Source organism: Polaribacter marinaquae (genome assembly GCF_038019025.1).
In the GTDB taxonomy this organism is placed as follows: Bacteria; Bacteroidota; Bacteroidia; order Flavobacteriales; family Flavobacteriaceae; genus Polaribacter; species Polaribacter marinaquae.
In genome coordinates this window covers 836,339-854,715 of the sequence record NZ_CP150496.1, presented here as the reverse complement: position 1 = coordinate 854,715, position 18,377 = coordinate 836,339, and the positions used below count along the sequence as shown (strand labels likewise).

The window sequence follows — 18,377 nt, the reverse complement described above, 5'->3', positions numbered from 1 at the left end:
CTATAATAAAGATGAAAATGATAAAAAAGATGAATGGTTTCCTTTATGTTATATGGATAATTATGCTCTTTTTTATCGTTTCGTGCAAAGGTAATGCAACTAAAAACAAGGTTGATGTTAGAAATTTATCAGCATCAGAAATTCTAGGAAATAAAGAGTATTTGGCTATTTCGTATGGCGGATATCGACAAAAATCAAGAGATATTCAACCTACAATCAAAGAATTAAAAGATGATTTAAAAATTTTGTCTGCAATGAAAATTAAAGTTCTAAGAACTTATAATGTTCATTTAAAACAAGCAGCAAATTTATTAGAAGCTATTAATCAACTTAAGCAAGAAGAAAGTGGTTTTGAAATGTACGTAATGTTAGGTGCGTGGATCGATTGTAAAAATGCTTTTAATAATAATGGTAAAGAACCTAATCACCTTGAAGAAAGCGAAAGGAATGCTATTGAAATAGAAACAGCTGTTACATTGGCAAAAAAATACCCAGAAATTGTAAAAATTATTTCTGTTGGTAATGAGGCAATGGTAAAATGGGCGACAAGTTATTATGTTCAGCCAAAAGTGATACTAAAATGGGTAAATTATCTTCAAAAATTAAAAAAAGAAGGCGAGTTGTCAAGTGACCTTTGGGTTACAAGTTCAGATAATTTTGCTTCTTGGGGTGGCGGAGATAAATCTTACCATACAGAAGATTTAACACGATTAATTAAGGCGGTAGATTTTATTTCTATGCACACATATCCAATGCATGATACACATTATAATCCGGTTTTTTGGAAAGTTAATAATGTTAAAGATGCTGATGTTTCTAAGGAAGTAAGAATAGATTCTTTGATGAAAAATGCTACAAAATATGCAGTAAATCAATATAAAAATGTAAAAAAATATGTTCAAAGTCTTGGTGTTCAAAAACCGATTCATATAGGAGAAACTGGTTGGGCAACAAAATCTAATGGCTTTTATGGTTCAAAAGGATCTAAAGCAACAGACCAATATAAGCAGGCATTTTATTACAAAGCAATGAGAGATTGGTCTAATAGCAACGGAATTACATGTTTTTATTTTGAAGCTTTTGATGAGCAATGGAAAGACGCTAAAAATCCTGAAGGATCAGAAAATCATTTCGGATTAATTAATAATAAAAGTGAGGCGAAATTTGCGCTTTGGCACTTGGTAGATAAAAATATGTTTAAATCATTAACACGAAATAATTTGCCAATCCAAAAGTCTTACAATGGTAATAAACAGAAATTAATGGAAGAGGTTTTACTTCTTGAATAATATTTAAAATGAAAAATTATATACAGTTAGTTTTATTGACCTTTCTTTTTATCTCTTGTAATTCTGAGACAAAAACCGATGTTGTAAGTGTTTCGAAAAATAAAATCTTGGTAAATAATACACCATATTTTATTAAAGGAATTTGTTACCATCCGGTTCCTAAAGGAAGTAATAAAAGAAGTTTTAATAGTATAGATCAAGATTTAAAATTGATGCAAGAAGCAGGCATAAACACCATAAGAGTTTATGAACCAATTGCAGATGTTACTGTTTTAAATAAATTAGAAAAAGCAGAAATTAAAGTAATTATTGGGTTTGGGTACAAACAAGATGGTATAAACGATTTGTATTCTGGCTCTTATTTAGATTATATAGAAAAGTTTAAAAACCACAAAGCAATTTTAATGTGGGAGTTGGGTAATGAATACAATTATCATCCAGAATGGTTTGATGGTGATATTTTAAACTGGTACAATGTTATGGATAAGGCTGCAGTAGCAATTCATAAAATAGATAATAATCATCCGGTAGCAACAGCGCATGGTGAATTGCCAAATGCAATTGCATATGCTAAAGGCAAAAATATTGATGTTTGGGGAATGAATGTTTATAGATGGGACAATCCTGAAGAAATTTTTACGCAATGGCAACAAATCAGTTCTAAACCAATGTATTTATCAGAAGCAGGTAGTGATAGCTATATGACTATTGCTAAAGATAGCTTTGAAAAAGGAATTAATGAGAAGGCACAAGCAGCAGCTACTTCAAAAATTCTAAACAAGATTGTTGCCAATAAAGATAAGGGTAACGGTATAACATTGTTTTCTTTTACAGATGGTTTATGGAAAGCAGGTAATATCAATCAACAAGATATTGGTGGTTGGGCTCCTAATAGTTCTGGGGTGCCATATGATGGCGCGCCCAACGAAGAATTTTGGGGAATAGTAGATATTAATAGAAAGAAAAAAGAGGTTTTTTCTATCGTGAAAAAAGTGTATTCATCTTTAGATAAAAAATAAAAATATTATGAAAATAGATCTAAAAAGCGTCTTATTATTTATGTCAATTTTGATGATACTAAGTTGTGAAAAAAAACAAGAAGTTTTAGATGTAGAAATTTATGAAACTTCTGCCAAAGGAAATAAGCTGTCTAAAATAAAGCCTTTTTCTGGAGATGAAAACTCATCAACAATAAAAATTAACGATCAAAAGAAGTTTCAAACCATAACAGGTTTTGGAGGTTCTTTTACAGAGTCTTCTGCGTATTTGTTAAACAAATTGAGTAAAGAAAAAAGAAATGAAATTTTAGAAGCATATTTTGGAGAGTCTGGCGCTAAATATTCTCTTACTAGAACGCATATGAATTCATGTGATTTTTCATTATCAAATTATTCTTATACACCAGTTGCAGACGATGTAGAATTAAAACATTTTTCTGTTGCCGAAGACAAAGATGATATTATACCGATGATAAAAGATGCAATGGCAATTTCTAAAGATGGTTTTAAAATAATTGCTTCTCCTTGGTCTGCTGCACCTTGGATGAAAGATAATAATAGTTGGGTTGGTGGTAAATTGTTGCCAAAATATTATGATACATGGGCCTTGTTTTTTTCTAAGTATTTAGACGCTTACAAAAATGAAGGAATAAATATTTGGGGATTTACAGTTGAAAATGAACCGCATGGAAATGGTAATAATTGGGAAAGCATGCATTATTCACCAAAAGAAATGACCGATTTTGTTCAGAATCATTTAGGACCAAAATTAGAAAAAGATGGTAAATCGGATGTTAAAATTTTAGGATACGATCAAAATAGAGCTGGCTTAAAAGAATGGGTGGATGAAATGTATAAGACAGAAGAAAGTGCGAAGTATTTTGATGGTACAGCAATTCATTGGTATGAAAGTACGTATGAGGTTTTTCCGGAAGCTTTACAGTATGCACATCAAAAATCTCCAGATAAATATTTAATAGAAACAGAAGGTTGTGTAGATTCTGAAGTGCCAAAATGGAGAGATGATTTATGGTATTGGTCTAAAGAAGCAACAGATTGGGGTTGGGATTGGGCTTCTGAAAAGGATAGATATTTACACCCTAAATACGCGCCTGTAAATAGATATGCAAGAGATATTATTGGTTGCTTAAATAATTATGTTGATGGTTGGGTAGATTGGAATATGGTTTTAGATACACAAGGCGGACCAAATTGGTTTAAGAATTGGTGTGTTGCTCCTGTAATAGTAGATCCAGAGAAAGATGAAGTGTATTTTACACCAATATATTACACTTTATCACATTTTAGCAAATTTATAAGACCAGAAGCCTCAATAATTGAAGTAACAAATTCTGATAAAGAATTACAAGTAACAGCGGCAAAAAATCCTGATGATTCTATTGCTGTAGTAGTTTTTAACGAAGGCTTAAATCAAAAAAGTTTCACTTTAAATTTTTTAGAGAAATCGGTATCTGTAAAAATTGATGCACAAGCAATTCAAACAATAATTATTCCTGCAAACTAAAAGAAATATGGAAACAGCTAATTTATCAAAAAAGAAAAAAGTTTCTTTCGGGCAAAAAGTAGCGTTCGGCTTAGGGATGTTGGCAAATCAAATGTTTCCGGCAGTTTTAGGTATTTTTACTGTGGTTTTAGTAGAAAATTTAGGTTTCCCTGGTTGGATGTTAGGTGTTTTATATTTTCTACCTAGAATTTTCGATGCAATTACAGATCCTATTATGGGGTTTATTTCAGATAATACGAAGTCGAAATGGGGTAGAAGAAGGCAATATGTTTTAATAGGTGCAATTATAATGGGCGTTTCATTTGCTTTGATGTGGCAAATGTATACATCAAACTCTGTAAACTATAATTTTACGTATTTTTTACTTTGGTCTTTTGTCTTTTATTTAGGATTAACCATTTTTAGTGTTCCTTATGTGGCAATGGGTTATGAAATGAGTGACGATTTTCATGAACGAACAAATATAATGGCAACTGCACAATTAATTGGGCAATGGGCTTGGGTAATTGCACCTTGGTTTTGGGTTTTAATGGCAGACACAACATTGTTTGAATCTGGTGATGTTGCAACAAGATCTTTAGCAATATATGTAGCGATAGCTTGTGCTTTTTTGGCAGCGGTTCCTGCAATATTTATCAAAAGTAAATCAACCTTAAATGAAAACTACTCGTCTTTAACATTAGATAACATAGGTGGTAGTTTTAATGAAATAATAGAAGGTTTTAAAGCTGCTTTAAAAATTGAACCTTTTAAAAAATTATGCATTGCTACTTTTTTAATATTTAACGCTTTTAATACGATTGCAGGTTTTTCTTACTACATTATTAAATATTACTTATTTGCCGGAAACGAATCTAATTTTGGTCTTTGGCCTACTTTATTTGGAAGTGTTGGTGCAATTGTAACTACTTTTTTAGTAATACCTATTGTTGCTAAAATGTCTAAAAAAATGGGAAAGAAAAAAGCTTTTTTAATTTCTCAAGGAATTTCTGTAGTTGGGTATATTTTACTATGGTTTTTATTTATTCCTGGAAAACCCTATATGTTTTTGTTTGCATTGCCATTCTTTTCTTTTGGCATTGGAAGTTTATTTACCCTGATGATGTCTATGACTTCTGATGTTATTGATATCGATGAGTTAAATACAAATAAAAGAAGAGAAGGTATTTTTGGAGCGATTTATTGGTGGATGGTTAAATTTGGATTAGCAATTGCAGGTTTGTTAAGTGGATTAATTTTAACTTTTGTAAACTTTGAATCTGGTGCAGCGATTCAAACTGAAGAATCAATGTTTGGTTTAAGAATTTTCTTCTCAGGATTACCAATCTTAGGAACTTTAGCTGCAATGTACGTAATGAGAAACTACGATGTTACTGAAGAAAAAACGCTTTTAATTAGAGCTGAGTTAGATAAGCGAAACAATAACAAATAGCTAAATAGTTTAGTTTTTAACTAAAACGAGAACACAACAAGTTTAATTTAAAACCTCTAAGTTATAATTAAGGTTTTTTTCAATTATCTGAATTATAGTGTGTTGTTGATGTTTCTTTTCGGTTTTATTTCTTTTTATCGAATCTTCTAACTATACATTACCCATACAAACTGCTTTTGTTTTAAAGTTTGTTTATTTTAAGTTTCTTTGTTTTTATACTTTTTCCTTGGCTATTGCTTGTTTAATCGTAATTTCATAATATATCAATCATTTTTTTATGATGTATGTTTTTTGTTGTGGTGTTTTTTAAGGATTGTTTAATTATATTGTTTAATATTGATTTATTAACTAAAAAACAATTAACACATGAAAAAAATTACTTTACTTTTACTTTTAATAACTGCTTTTGGGTTTGCTCAAAACTCTGTTACTGTAGACGGTTCTCAAACATGGAATGGTTATGTAAACGCATTTAATACTTCGGATGATAGTTATGCTTTCGGATTTAGTTATGATGTGGCAAATTTAAAAACTACACTTACTTCTACATCTGTTACATTACAACCTAACTTTGCAATTTGGTCAGCAGAAAATACAAATCCATCTTGGTTTGATAATACAACAACGCCAAATAAGTATATAGAGGCAAGTTCTTACGTAGAAAATAACGGATTAGCAGGTTCGGATTTAACTTTTTCTGCAAATTTAGATGCTCATACTATAAACTCAGCGTACAAAGTTGTCGCTTTTATAAAAGCCTTAGATCCCAATAATGGTTATGCAACTGTGGTTAATAAAAACATCGTGCTAACAAACGGAATGAGTTCTTTTTCTGTGTCTGCAACAGGTGCAGAATTGCAATCTGGTTTTATAATTCAGTATGGTTTTTCTGTTACAGGTGCTTTAGGAGACCCTGCAAATGAAACATCATTAGGAAGTGTTGTAGTTACTGAAAACGCAAGCAATGATTCTGGAAATACTACCAATGATGGTGTTACTATTGATGGTTCTAAAACTTACAATGGTTATGTAAATGCATTTAACACTGCAGATGATAGTTACGCTTTTGGATTTTCTTATGATGTAGCAAATTTAAAAACAACAGTAAATGCATCAACAATTACATTACAACCTAATTTTGCTATTTGGACAGCCGAAAACACAAATGCTTCTTGGTTTGATAATCCTACAACACCAAACAAATATATAGAAGCAAGTTCTTATGTAGAAAATAACGGATTAGCAGATTCGGATTTAACTTTTTCTGCAAATATCGATAGTTATACAATCGATGCAGGTTACACTGTTGTTGCATTTATAAAAGCATTAGATCCTAATAATGGTTACGCAACAGTTGTAAATAAGAGTGTAACTTTAACAAGCAGCATGACTTCTTTTTCAGTTTCGGCATTAGCTGCAGAATTGCAAGCAGGTTTTATTATTCAATACGGTTTTTCTGTAAAAGGTGCATTAGGTAATCCGTCTAACGAAGCTAGTTTAGGTAGTGTTGTTTTAAGTTCTAATGCTGCAGTTGCAAGTGTAGAAAGAAATTCTTTATTAAACATTTCTATGTATCCTAATCCAACAAATAATTACTTAAATATCTCTTCGGATAATATAATTTCTAAAGTTAGTATTTATAATATTTTAGGAAAACAAGTAAAAAATATTCAAATAAATGAAAAATCAAAAAATATTGATGTTTCGAATTTGAGTAAAGGTGTTTATATGATTAAATATACAGTTGATAATACTGTAGGGAGTTCTAAGTTTATGAAAAATTAGAGTTTAGTTATTTATATTAAAAGGTCTAGATACTTAATTGTTTCTAGACCTTTTTCTTTTTATAAATCTTTATTTTAGAATTGCTTCTAATGTTAAAAGGTCTAAAACGCCGTCTGAGAAAAGATTATTTTTAGTTTCAAAACTCTTAATTATATTAAAAGTTTGTTTTTTATAAACGCCATCTAATTCTAGTTTGTATCCTTTTTTGATTAAAATCTTTTGAATTTCAAAAACAATAGGATGTTTGCTTCCAAACTTAATCTGAGGAGTATTCTTAAATAATGTAATTAACTTATTTGTGTAAAGATTTTTGTTGTAAGTTATTAAATCGACTCCATTTTTAACTAAAAATTCAATTTCTTTACTCGTTAATCCTTTCGATTTTAATTCAGAAGATTTAGATAATATATCTTCATAGTATTTTACTGTAGCTAATTTTTTAGCATAAGTATCAACCGCTATTTTTGTTTCGTTATCATCGTCTTCTGGTGTTCTAACATCTATATTGTTTGCAGACCATTGTAACATTACAAAACTATTAAGTTCTTCAACAGCTTCATAATACTTTAAAACAATTTCTTGATTGTAGTATTCTAAATCTAAGGTTTTAGTTGATGTATAATTAACCTCTGGTGAGTTGTATCTTTTGTACTGATTGTACTTTCCGTAGCCAATTAAAATAACAATAATTAACAACAAAAAAATTATAATTTGTTTCATTAAAATAAAAAGTTGTAGTTAGGTAATGCAAAAGTAATAAAATAGCTATTAAACTGCATTTAAATATACCCAATGATTATTTTCTTTACAAAATGTAGCATATTCTTTAATGGTTTCTAAATTTCCGTTTTCAATAAAAAAGGCAGTAAATTCTACACTATTATTCGTAGAATTATGAATTTGAAGTTTTACCCAATCAACAGATTTAGTCCACTTTTTTAATTCTTTGTATTCTCTATTAGACAATCTTGTTGAACTATGATGGCTTTTATGTAAATAATCTGTATTACCCAACACAAAAGCACTGTATCTAGAGCGCATTAATTCTTCTGATGTTTTAACAGAGAATATGTCATCATGAGCTTTCTTACAGCAATTTTTATATAATTTATTTGGGTTACAAGGACATTTCATACTTAATTTAATATTTCATTTTCTTTAATTCTAAAACATCTTTCTTCACCTAAATAATTTGGGTTACCAAATTCTTCAGACCAAAAACCATCTAAAATATCTTTTGATAAGCACCTATAAACAACTGTTCCTTTGTAAATATCGTTTTCATCACCTTGATATTCAAAATTAATAACTAAGATATTATCTTTAAAAAAACCTTCTCCAAATTGTTGCTGACTCTTATTAATTAGCCAAACAGCTTTAAGTTTGTTGTTGTTTAGTACTCTTAAATTTAAAATACCTTTATAAGTGTTTTCAGTATTATCTTGGTTTTTACCTATTATTTGATATTCACCAATTAAATCTTCTATTTGCATGATTATTATTAAGATTACAAAGGTAAATGTTTCATGATTATAAAAAAAAACCACTCTGTTTGAGTGGTTTTTTAGATTTTATTTTAATTGATTAGAGTTTAACAGAAATACTGCATTGGCTACAAATAGTTTTCCGTTTTCCCAAAAAGATCTAAATAAAGGATTATCTATCATATAAACAATACTTCCTCTTCCCATCGTTTGTTCTCCGAACAGTAAAGATTCATGTACATTTTTTACAGCTTTACTTCCTGCATAACCAGAAATATTGTTAGAGTTTTTATCAAAATAACCAACATTATATCCTTTTTTTAAGTAACTGTAAGAGGTTCCGCTTAGTTTTAAAGAAAAATATTCTTTATCATATCCAAAAGCTAACGGATGCGAATTGTCTAACGTACTTTTAAAAATACTTCCTGTAATTAAATTAGCAACACTTTTACGTTCTCTATCTTGGTAAGGAACTAAATTATTGTCAGTTTTTATTTCTGCATTCTTTTTTGTTTTTAAAGAGAATCCTTCTTTATTGGCAAAACTATTTAATGCATTTCCTATTGCTACTAATGTTCCGCCAGATCTTACCCATTTTTTTATGTTAGATAAAGTAGAACCACTTAAAATACTATTGTAATAACCACTAGGTAAGATTATAACATCATATTTACTTAGATCTGTATAACCAAAATTACTAGAGTTTATGTTAGTAATTGGGTATTCTAATTGAGTTTCAAAAAAGTGCCAAACTTCACCAAAACTTAAAGAAGAAGTTGCTTTACCAGAAACAACTGCTATTTTTTGCTTGTTAATTGGTTTAATTGCTGATGAACCAAAATCTACACCAGACTGAGAAAAACCAGTGGCAACAGATGTTAATTTGCGTTGATGTTTGTCTGCTATTGCTACAATTTTTGAATCAAAATCTGTGTTTCTGTTATCATTTCTAAGTATTATTAAAGTTCCTTTATCGTAAGATGTATTGTTTGCTGAAAATGATTTTTCTGCAAACCTTGGTACAATATTATTCTTTAATAAATCTGCTAAGAAAGTTGCATCAGCAAGATTATTCCATTTAGAAACATATGCATAAGCACTTTTATCTTCAGAATTTACAACAGTGTTTTTAGAGTTGTTAGTTGTAGAGTTTACCTTACTTTTAGATGCAACAGCATTAAAACCATGAGCATATGGTAAAGACCATGCTGTAATATCATAAGTTAAGGAATCTACTAATTTAGCATTTGGTTCAAACAAAGCTTTTACCATTTTACCTTTTGGCTGATCTGTATGAATAACTAAATCTTTATTGCTTACGTCTAATTTGGCATCTTTTTGTGTTGTATAACTATATCCTTTTACAGAACCATTTTTAGCACTTTCATATTTTATTTCATGAGTGTCTAATAACTCTTTTAGACGATTCATTTTGTCTGCATTTTCGTTCTTTAAAACATAACTTTTAAAGTTCAAACCAGAATTATTAAAGAATTTTCTGAATTCTGAGTTTAGTTTTTTAGCATTTTTTGAAGAAATCTCTACAGTAGATAAACCTGTAGTTAAATGGTGTGCAGCTCTATCTTTTAAAGTTAAAATTTCACCTTCATCTGTATGAATACCTAAACCTGCACGACCATGACCAGCTTGTTCATAGGTCATACCAATTGCGCCCATATATGTTGGGTAAGTATCGCCATAACTTGGGTATAATAAATCGAAACTTTCTTTTGTAAAATATAACCAACCTTCTTTATCGAAATATTTTGCGTGATTTTTACCAATTTGTGTTTGAAAATCTCTTTGCCAATCAGTAATAATTTCATGAAAAGGTTCTGCAGCAGGAGCAAAGTAATACGGATTATTTATTCCTTGCTCATGAAAATCTACATGAATGTGAGGCATCCATTTATTGTAAACTTTAATTCTTTGCTGAGATTCTACTTGTGTTGCCCAAGCCCAATCTCTATTTAGGTCGAATAAATAGTGATTTGGTCTTCCACCTGGCCAAGGTTCTGCATGTTCTTTAGCATTTTGATCTGTATTATAAGGTGTACTTTTTACTTGGTTGTACCAATTTACATATCGATCTCTACCATCAGGATTAATACAAGGGTCTAAAATAACAACCGTGTTTTCTAACCAAGCTTTTTTTGCAGTAACCAGTTCGTATAATGTTAACATTGCTGCTTCTGTACTAGAAGCTTCATTACCATGTACATTATAACTTAGCCATACAATGGCAATATCGTTTTTAGAATTACCAGAAATAACCCCTGTTTGACTTAGATTATTTTTTCTTATGCTTTCTAAATTCTTAATATTTTCTGCAGAAGAAATGTAACTAACATACAAAGGTCTGTGTTCATTTGTTTCCCCGTATTTCTCTAACTTTACATTAGATAAAGTGTTGCTAACATAATTAAAATAGTCTACAACTTTATGATGTCTTGTAAAACGAGCGCCAATTTCGTAACCTAAAAATTCTTTTGGAGATTTAATTTTTTGAGAAAATAGTGTTCCTGTTAATAAAAAAAGAACAACTACAATAGATTTGATTTTCATGTAAGTGTTTGATTAGAAAATCAAAAGTAATAATATATTTTTAAAATTGTTAATTTGCAGAAAATAGAACTTGTTAAAACTTTGTTAGATTGATTTGTAGTGATTTACAAAGCTTAAAATAGTTGTATTTTTATAAAAAATTTAGAAGTCAAAATGAGCAGTAAGATAGATAGAGAATGTTGTTGTATTAAAAACCATGTAGCCTAATGAAAGTTACTCAAATTCCGTTTAAAAAAACAGGTTTTTTCTCTAATACAATGATAGATTATTTAGAGCAAAAAGATACTTTAAAACCGTTTTACAATAATTTTCCAGATATTACAGGGTTTTACAATCAAATAGAAGAAAAAGAAACATCTTTTAGTTTGCAAACTCGTTTGGTTTTGGCAGAAGCGATAAAAAATCAATATTTAAATTTTGATGTTTCAGCGAAAACGGAAGAAAACATACAACTTTTAAAACTTAAAAATACTTTTACAATTACAACTGGTCATCAATTAAACTTATTTACAGGACCGTTGTATTTTTTATATAAAATTATTTCTGCCATTAATTTAGCAGAAGAATTGTCAGAAAAATTTCCAGAGAAAAATTTTGTGCCAACTTATTGGATGGCAACAGAAGATCACGATTTTGATGAGATTAACTACTTTAACTTTAAAGGTAAAAAAGTTGTTTGGAACAGAGAAGATGGTGGTGCAGTAGGACGATTTTCTACTGAAGGTTTAGATAACGTTTTAAATGTTTTTGCAAATCAATTAGGTGGTTCTAAAAATGCTACATATTTGCGAACTCTTTTTTCTGATGGTTATTTAAAGCACAATAATTTAGCAGATGCAACACGATATATCGCAAACGAATTGTTTAAAGAATTTGGATTGGTAATTGTTGATGGAGATGATGAACAATTAAAAGAACTTTTTATTCCTTTTGTTAATGAAGAACTAGAGCGTGGTACTTCGTTTAAAGAAGTTTCTAGAACTATAGAAAAATTAGAAGAAAATTATAAAATTCAAGTAAAGCCTAGAGAGATTAATTTATTTTATTTAGGCGATAACTTTAGAGAACGTATCGTTTTTGAAGAAGGAATTTATAAGATAAACAACACGGAAATTACATTTACTAAATTAGAAATTCTACAGGAAGTAGAAAAAAATCCGAAAGCATTTTCGCCAAATGTAATAATGAGGCCTCTTTATCAAGAAGTTATTTTACCAAATATTTGTTATTTAGGTGGTGGAGGCGAAATGGCATATTGGTTTGAGTTGAAACAATATTTTAATAAAGTAAATGTTCCTTTTCCTATTTTATTATTAAGAAATTCTGTGCAAGTTGTCTCAGAGAAGCAACAACGAAAACTAAATAAATTAGATATTTCTATAGAAGAGTTGTTTTTAAATCAACACGAGTTGTTATCTAAAAAAGTAATTGAAAACGCAGATTTAGAAGTTAATTTTAACAATAAAATTACTTATTTAGAACAACAATTTGAAGAGTTAAAAACGGTTGCAGAAAAAACTGATGTTACTTTTATAAATGCAGTAAAAGCTCAAGAAAAGAAACAAATTAAAGGTTTACAGAATTTACAGAAGAGATTAATTAGAGCAGAAAAAAGAAGGCAAAAAGATTTGGTAGATCGAATTACTTTTCTTCAAAATGAAATTTTACCGAATCAAAGTTTAGAAGAAAGACAGCGTAATTTCTCTGAATATTATTTAGAATATGGTTGTGATTTTATAAAAGCGCTTAAAAAATCTTTAAAACCATTAAATCTTCAATTTACTGTTTTAGAACTTTAATTTAGTATAAAATTTACAGTTCTAAAAATATGGTTTATAACCATTAATTGTTTTAAAAATATCGATATTTATGAGTAAAGAAAAAGGTTTACATCCAAAAAATAAATTTAATACAGGTTATAATTTTGATGAACTTGTTCTTAATAATTCTAATTTAAAGGAGTTTGTAGCAACAAATAACTACGGAAATTTAAGTATCGATTTTTCGAACCCTAAGGCTGTAAAAGAACTGAATAAAGCACTTTTATTTTCTTATGATAAATTGTCTGTTTGGGATTTTCCTGATGAAAATTTGTGTCCGCCAATTCCTGGTCGTTTAGATTACATTCATCATTTATCTGATTTGCTTTCATCCGAAGAAAATATTAAAATATTAGATATAGGAACCGGTGCAACTTGTATTTATCCTATTTTAGGTGTAGCAGAGTATAATTGGACATTTGTTGGTTCTGATATTGATTTAGATTCTTTAGATTATGCGCAAGATATTATTTATGATAATAAGTTAGAAGAGAATATCACTTTACGTCAGCAATTTAACGAGCAAAATATTTTAAAAGGAATTATAGAAGAAGAAGATTCTTTTACTGCAACGATGTGTAATCCTCCTTTTTATAAATCTGCAGAAGAAGCACAAGGTGCAAACCGAAGAAAGACTAAGAATTTAGGAAATAATGCAGTTAGAAATTTTTCTGGGAATAATAATGAGCTTTGGTATGTTGGCGGAGAAAAAGCTTTTCTACACAATTATTTATACGAAAGTTCTTTGTTTAAAACCAAAAGCAAATGGTTTACAAGTTTAGTTTCTAAGAAAGAAAATATAGAAAGTTTAGAAAAATCTTCAAAAAAATTAGGTGCAGTTCAGTTTAAAGTAATTCCAATGAATCAAGGTAATAAGGTTACTAGAATTGCTTGTTGGCAGTTTTAATTAAAAGTTTTTTAATTGTATACTAGATCTTTAATATTGTATTTTTTGCAAATGTAGTGTAGTATTGTGTACACTAACATATGTACAAAAACCAAACAGATAAAAGCATATAAAGGTACTCCGAAAAGCTGATAAGGCCAATAATACGTCCAAACACCTAACTGAATCGTAATAACTTCACCGAAAGCAGGTAATATTAATGCTAAAATTAAAGCAAGTATAATTTTATTTTTTTGACTTTTATTTTTTAATAACGGAATTAATTTTAATTCTAATTTGTATAAAAAATAGAAGGCATACATCCAAGCAAAAGGTAGCCAAAGCGGTAATTCTCTGCTAACTTCATGGTATTGCCAATAACCGTTTGCAACACCCCAAGTTTCACCTACAATTCCGCCAAAGCAAGTTAAAAGCATTCCTATAAGTAACAACCAATTTTTATTTTTGGGTTTAATAATATCCTTGTAAACGTTATGTGTAAGTTTTGCAACTAAAATTAAGGCAATTATTAAGTCGTATTCTTTTAAATAACCAATAAAAACACCTGCAACTATTAGTTTTAGAATGCCTTTGATAACCTCAATTAAAAACTTTTTTTTGTCTGTAACCATTTGTATAATAAAATGTAAATGTACAGTATTTGTTAATTTGTATATACTTATTTCGTAAAAAAACCGAAGCTATTAACTTCGGTTTCAATATATTTTATGATACTATTCTATAAATTAGGAATAACTAATTCTTGACCAGGATAAATTACGTCTGGGCTTTTTAAGATATTAGTATTTGCTTCAAAGATAGCAGTATATTTAGATGACTTACCATAGTATTGCTTTGCAATTTTACCAAGAGTATCTCCGCTTTTTACAGTATGGTTTGCAAAGATAGAAGTATCTTCTACAGAAATATCCGCCATAATATCTGTAGGGTTTTCACCACCAACTTTTTTTATTTCATCCCAAAGTAAGTTTTTTTCATATTGGTTTTTGGCAGTACCTACAACATGTAGTACGCCGTTTTCTTCTTTTACATCTCCATTTTTAATAGCTAATTCTTCTCCTAGATTTAATACGCTTTGATATTTTGCTCTCATTTTAATTTTTTGATTTTTAATTATAGTCTAAATGTACAAAAAAACCAAAGCTTTTAGCCTTGGTTTTTCGATTAAACTACAAATTTTATAGTTAAATGATAATTATATTTCAGTTATAAATTTTAAATAATAATCTTATAAATGAATTACTTCGTCATAAGCATCTGCAACAGCTTCCATTACAGCTTCACTCATTGTTGGGTGTGGGTGAATTGCTTTTAAAACTTCATGACCAGTAGTTTCTAATTTTCTACCAAGAACAGCTTCTGCAATCATATCAGTAACACCAGCACCAATCATATGGCAACCTAACCATTCACCATATTTTGCATCAAAAATTACTTTTACAAAACCATCAGGCGTTCCTGCTGCTTTTGCTTTTCCTGATGCTGAAAATGGAAATTTACCAACTTTAAGTTCGTAACCTGCTTCTTTAGCTTTTGCTTCTGTCATACCAACTGACGCAATTTCTGGAGTTGCATATGTACAACCAGGTACGTTACCGTAATCGATAGCTTCTGTATGTAAACCAGCTAATTTTTCAACACAAGTAATTCCTTCTGCAGAAGCAACGTGTGCCAAAGCTTGTCCAGGAACAACGTCACCAATTGCATAATAACCAGGTATGTTAGTTTGGTAAAAATCGTTTACTAAGATTTTATCTCTATCAACAATAATACCTACATCTTCTAAACCAATGTTTTCGATGTTCGATTTAATACCAACTGCAGATAATAAAATATCAGCTTTTAAAGTTTCTTCTCCTTTTTTAGTTTTTACAGTAGCAACAACACCATCACCAGAAGTATCAACAGACTCTACAGAAGAGTTTGTCATAACTTTAATTCCAGATTTTTTAACAGAGCGTTCAAATTGTTTAGAAATATCAATATCTTCTACAGGTACTAAATTTGGCATATATTCTACAATAGTAACTTCTGTTCCCATAGAGTTATAGAAATGAGCAAACTCAACACCAATTGCACCAGAACCTACAACAATCATAGATTTTGGTTGCGATGGCAACGTCATTGCTTGTCTATAACCAATTACTTTTTTACCATCTTGTGGTAAGTTTGGTAATTCTCTAGAACGTGCACCAGTTGCAATAATAATATTGTCTGCACTATATTCTGTTACAGTACCATCTTCTGCAGTAACATCAACTTTTTTACCAGTTTTTATTTTACCAAAACCATTTATAATATCGATTTTGTTTTTCTTCATTAAAAAAGCAACACCTTTGCTCATTCCGTCTGCAACACCACGACTTCTTTTAATAACAGCATCAAAATCTTTATCAATTGCTTCTGCTTTTAAACCATATTCATCAACATGTTTTAAATAATCATAAACTTGTGCAGACTTTAGTAATGCTTTTGTTGGGATACATCCCCAGTTTAAACAAATTCCACCTAAACTTTCTTTTTCTACAATGGCAACTTTAAAGCCTAATTGAGAAGCTCTAATTCCCGTAACATATCCTCCAGGTCCACTTCCAATAATTATGATGTCGTATTTCATTCTTTTAATATTTACTAGTTGTTTGTTTTATTTTGGGCGTTTTAACAGGCTTTACGTTCTATCTTTTTTTATCGTACCTCAAAAAAAGGATGCCACTTCAATCCTTAACGCGTGCTAATTTACTAACTTTTTTACATTCTTTCAGGAACCTGAATTCCTAATAAAGAAAATGCCGATTTTATAGTGTCTGCAACTTTTTTAGATAATTGAACTCTAAATGTTTTTTTATCTAAATCTTGTTCTCCTAAAATGTGTACATTTTGATAAAAAGAATTAAATTCTTTCACCAAATCATAGGTGTAATTTGCAATAATTGCTGGCGAATAATTTGCAGCAGCTTGCTGTATTGTTTCAGGATATAATTCTAATTGTTTTAATAATTCTTTTTCTTTTTCGTGTAAATCTACACTTACAGATCTCGAATAATCAAAATTTGCTTTTCTAATTATAGATTGAATTCTAGCATACGTATATTGTATAAAAGGACCAGTATTTCCTTGAAAATCTACAGAAGACTTCGGGTCGAATAAAATTCTCTTTTTTGGATCTACTTTTAAAATAAAATACTTTAAAGCTCCTAAACCAATCGTTTTATACAACTCTTCTTTTTCTTCATCAGAATACCCTTCTAACTTGCCTAGTTCTTCAGAAATAGTTCTAGCAGTATCTGTCATTTCTATCATTAATTCATCAGCATCTACAACAGTTCCTTCTCTAGATTTCATTTTTCCAGAAGGTAAATCTACCATTCCGTAGCTTAAATGATGTAATTGTTTAGCCCAATCGAAACCTAGTTTCTTTAAGATTAAAAATAATACTTGAAAATGGTAATCTTGCTCGTTACCAACTGTATAAACCATACCGCCAACATCTGCATAATCTTTTACACGTTGAATGGCTGTACCAATATCTTGAGTCATATAAACTGCAGTTCCGTCAGAACGTAAAACAATTTTTTCGTCTAAACCATCATCAGTTAAATCGCACCATACAGAACCGTCTTCTTTTCTAAAGAAAACACCTTTTTCTAAACCTTGCGCAACAACATCTTTTCCTAATAAATAGGTGTTACTTTCATAGTAAAGATTATCAAAGTTAACTCCCATGTTTTTGTAAGTAACGTCAAAACCAGCGTAAACCCAAGCATTCATAGTTTCCCATAAAGCCACTACATCTTTATCACCAGCTTCCCATTTTAAAAGCATTTGTTGTGCTTCTACAAATAAAGGAGCTTCTTTTTTAGCCTCATCTTCAGTTTTACCTTCAGAAATTAATTGAGCTATTTCTTTTTTATATTCTTGGTCAAATTTCACGTAATAATTACCAACCAATTTATCACCTTTTAAGCCTGTAGATTCAGGAGTTTCTCCGTTTCCGAATTTTTCCCAAGCCAACATCGATTTACAGATATGAATTCCTCTATCGTTAATAATTTGAGTTTTGTAAACTTTTTTACCAGACGCTTTTATAATTTCTGCAACAGAATATCCTAATAAATTATTACGAACGTGGCCTAAATGAAGAGGTTTGTTTGTGTTCGGAGAAGAATATTCTACCATAATAGCTTTTTCATTAGCCTTTGGTGTTTCAAAACCATAAGAAGTATTCTCTAGAATCGCATTAAAAAAGTTTGAGTAAAAAGAATCGTCTATAACTAAATTTAAAAATCCTTTTACAACATTAAAATTGGTGATTTCGGTAACGTTTTCTACTAAATATGTACCTAAATCTTCTCCTATTTGTACAGGATTACCTTTTTTGTAACGTAGCAACGGAAAAACAACAACAGTAATGTCTCCTTCAAATTCTTTTCTTGTTGCTTGAAACTCTACAGACGGAATTTCGATATTATATAATGCTAAGAAACCTTCTTTAACTTTAGTTTCTAGGGTGTTTTGAATATTCATTTATTAATAAAATTGAAATACAAAATTAAGGATTTTTATTTGTTTTTC

General features: G+C 29.6%; 15 protein-coding genes. 7 read left to right on the top strand and 8 right to left on the bottom strand.

Annotated features, from left to right (window positions below; genetic code table 11):
* The first annotated feature begins 11 nt into the window (after positions 1–11).
* The 5 genes from WG950_RS03995 to WG950_RS03975 all read left to right on the top strand — a co-directional run bounded on the left by WG950_RS03995 (position 12) and on the right by WG950_RS03975 (position 7,029).
* A complete protein-coding gene (locus WG950_RS03995; RefSeq protein ID WP_377499541.1) occupies positions 12–1,289 on the top strand; it encodes a glycosyl hydrolase family 17 in 1,278 nt (425 codons plus the stop codon).
* A gap of 8 nt (positions 1,290–1,297) precedes the next feature.
* Positions 1,298–2,308, top strand: a complete 1,011-nt coding sequence (locus tag WG950_RS03990; protein ID WP_340934255.1) for a glycoside hydrolase family 2 TIM barrel-domain containing protein — start codon at positions 1,298–1,300, stop codon at positions 2,306–2,308.
* A 7-nt stretch (positions 2,309–2,315) separates the two neighbouring features.
* Positions 2,316–3,812: a glycoside hydrolase family 30 protein gene (locus WG950_RS03985; protein WP_340934254.1), complete on the top strand. Its 1,497-nt coding sequence runs from the start codon at positions 2,316–2,318 to the stop codon at positions 3,810–3,812.
* A 7-nt stretch (positions 3,813–3,819) separates the two neighbouring features.
* Entirely contained in the window at positions 3,820–5,244 is a 1,425-nt protein-coding gene (locus tag WG950_RS03980; RefSeq protein ID WP_340934253.1) for an MFS transporter, read from the top strand.
* A 366-nt stretch (positions 5,245–5,610) separates the two neighbouring features.
* Complete coding sequence (locus WG950_RS03975; RefSeq protein ID WP_340934252.1) at positions 5,611–7,029, top strand: T9SS type A sorting domain-containing protein; 1,419 nt, start codon at positions 5,611–5,613, stop codon at positions 7,027–7,029.
* Between the two features lie 69 nt (positions 7,030–7,098).
* On the opposite strand, the gene WG950_RS03970 is transcribed toward WG950_RS03975, so the two are convergent.
* The 4 genes from WG950_RS03970 to WG950_RS03955 form a co-directional block, all read right to left on the bottom strand.
* Positions 7,099–7,749, bottom strand: a complete 651-nt coding sequence (locus tag WG950_RS03970) for a peptidoglycan-binding domain-containing protein (protein WP_340934251.1) — start codon at positions 7,747–7,749, stop codon at positions 7,099–7,101.
* Between the two features lie 48 nt (positions 7,750–7,797).
* Entirely contained in the window at positions 7,798–8,163 is a 366-nt protein-coding gene (locus WG950_RS03965; RefSeq protein WP_340934250.1) for a YchJ family protein, read from the bottom strand.
* 2 nt (positions 8,164–8,165) lie between these two features.
* The gene (locus WG950_RS03960) at positions 8,166–8,522 is read right to left on the bottom strand and encodes a hypothetical protein (protein ID WP_340934249.1); all 357 of its coding nucleotides are present in this window, start codon (positions 8,520–8,522) and stop codon (positions 8,166–8,168) included.
* A 78-nt stretch (positions 8,523–8,600) separates the two neighbouring features.
* Entirely contained in the window at positions 8,601–11,078 is a 2,478-nt protein-coding gene (locus WG950_RS03955) for a M14 family metallopeptidase (protein ID WP_340934248.1), read from the bottom strand.
* A 206-nt stretch (positions 11,079–11,284) separates the two neighbouring features.
* Between WG950_RS03955 and bshC the strand changes: the two genes are divergently transcribed.
* Both bshC and rlmF read left to right on the top strand, forming a co-directional pair.
* The gene (gene bshC, locus WG950_RS03950; RefSeq protein ID WP_340934246.1) at positions 11,285–12,877 is read left to right on the top strand and encodes a bacillithiol biosynthesis cysteine-adding enzyme BshC; all 1,593 of its coding nucleotides are present in this window, start codon (positions 11,285–11,287) and stop codon (positions 12,875–12,877) included.
* Positions 12,878–12,947: 70 nt separating this feature from the next.
* The gene (gene rlmF / locus WG950_RS03945) at positions 12,948–13,805 is read left to right on the top strand and encodes a 23S rRNA (adenine(1618)-N(6))-methyltransferase RlmF (protein WP_340934245.1); all 858 of its coding nucleotides are present in this window, start codon (positions 12,948–12,950) and stop codon (positions 13,803–13,805) included.
* An 11-nt stretch (positions 13,806–13,816) separates the two neighbouring features.
* Here rlmF and WG950_RS03940 read toward each other — a convergent pair whose 3' ends face one another.
* The 4 genes from WG950_RS03940 to argS all read right to left on the bottom strand — a co-directional run bounded on the left by WG950_RS03940 (position 13,817) and on the right by argS (position 18,329).
* Positions 13,817–14,416 carry a hypothetical protein gene (locus WG950_RS03940; protein ID WP_340934244.1) on the bottom strand — a complete coding sequence of 200 codons (600 nt, stop codon included), beginning with the start codon at positions 14,414–14,416 and terminating at the stop codon, positions 13,817–13,819.
* 107 nt (positions 14,417–14,523) lie between these two features.
* Positions 14,524–14,898 carry a LysM peptidoglycan-binding domain-containing protein gene (locus WG950_RS03935; RefSeq protein WP_340934243.1) on the bottom strand — a complete coding sequence of 125 codons (375 nt, stop codon included), beginning with the start codon at positions 14,896–14,898 and terminating at the stop codon, positions 14,524–14,526.
* Between the two features lie 135 nt (positions 14,899–15,033).
* Entirely contained in the window at positions 15,034–16,422 is a 1,389-nt protein-coding gene (gene lpdA / locus WG950_RS03930) for a dihydrolipoyl dehydrogenase (protein ID WP_340934242.1), read from the bottom strand.
* A 131-nt stretch (positions 16,423–16,553) separates the two neighbouring features.
* Complete coding sequence (gene argS, locus WG950_RS03925; protein ID WP_340934241.1) at positions 16,554–18,329, bottom strand: arginine--tRNA ligase; 1,776 nt, start codon at positions 18,327–18,329, stop codon at positions 16,554–16,556.
* Between the last annotated feature and the right edge of the window lie 48 nt (positions 18,330–18,377).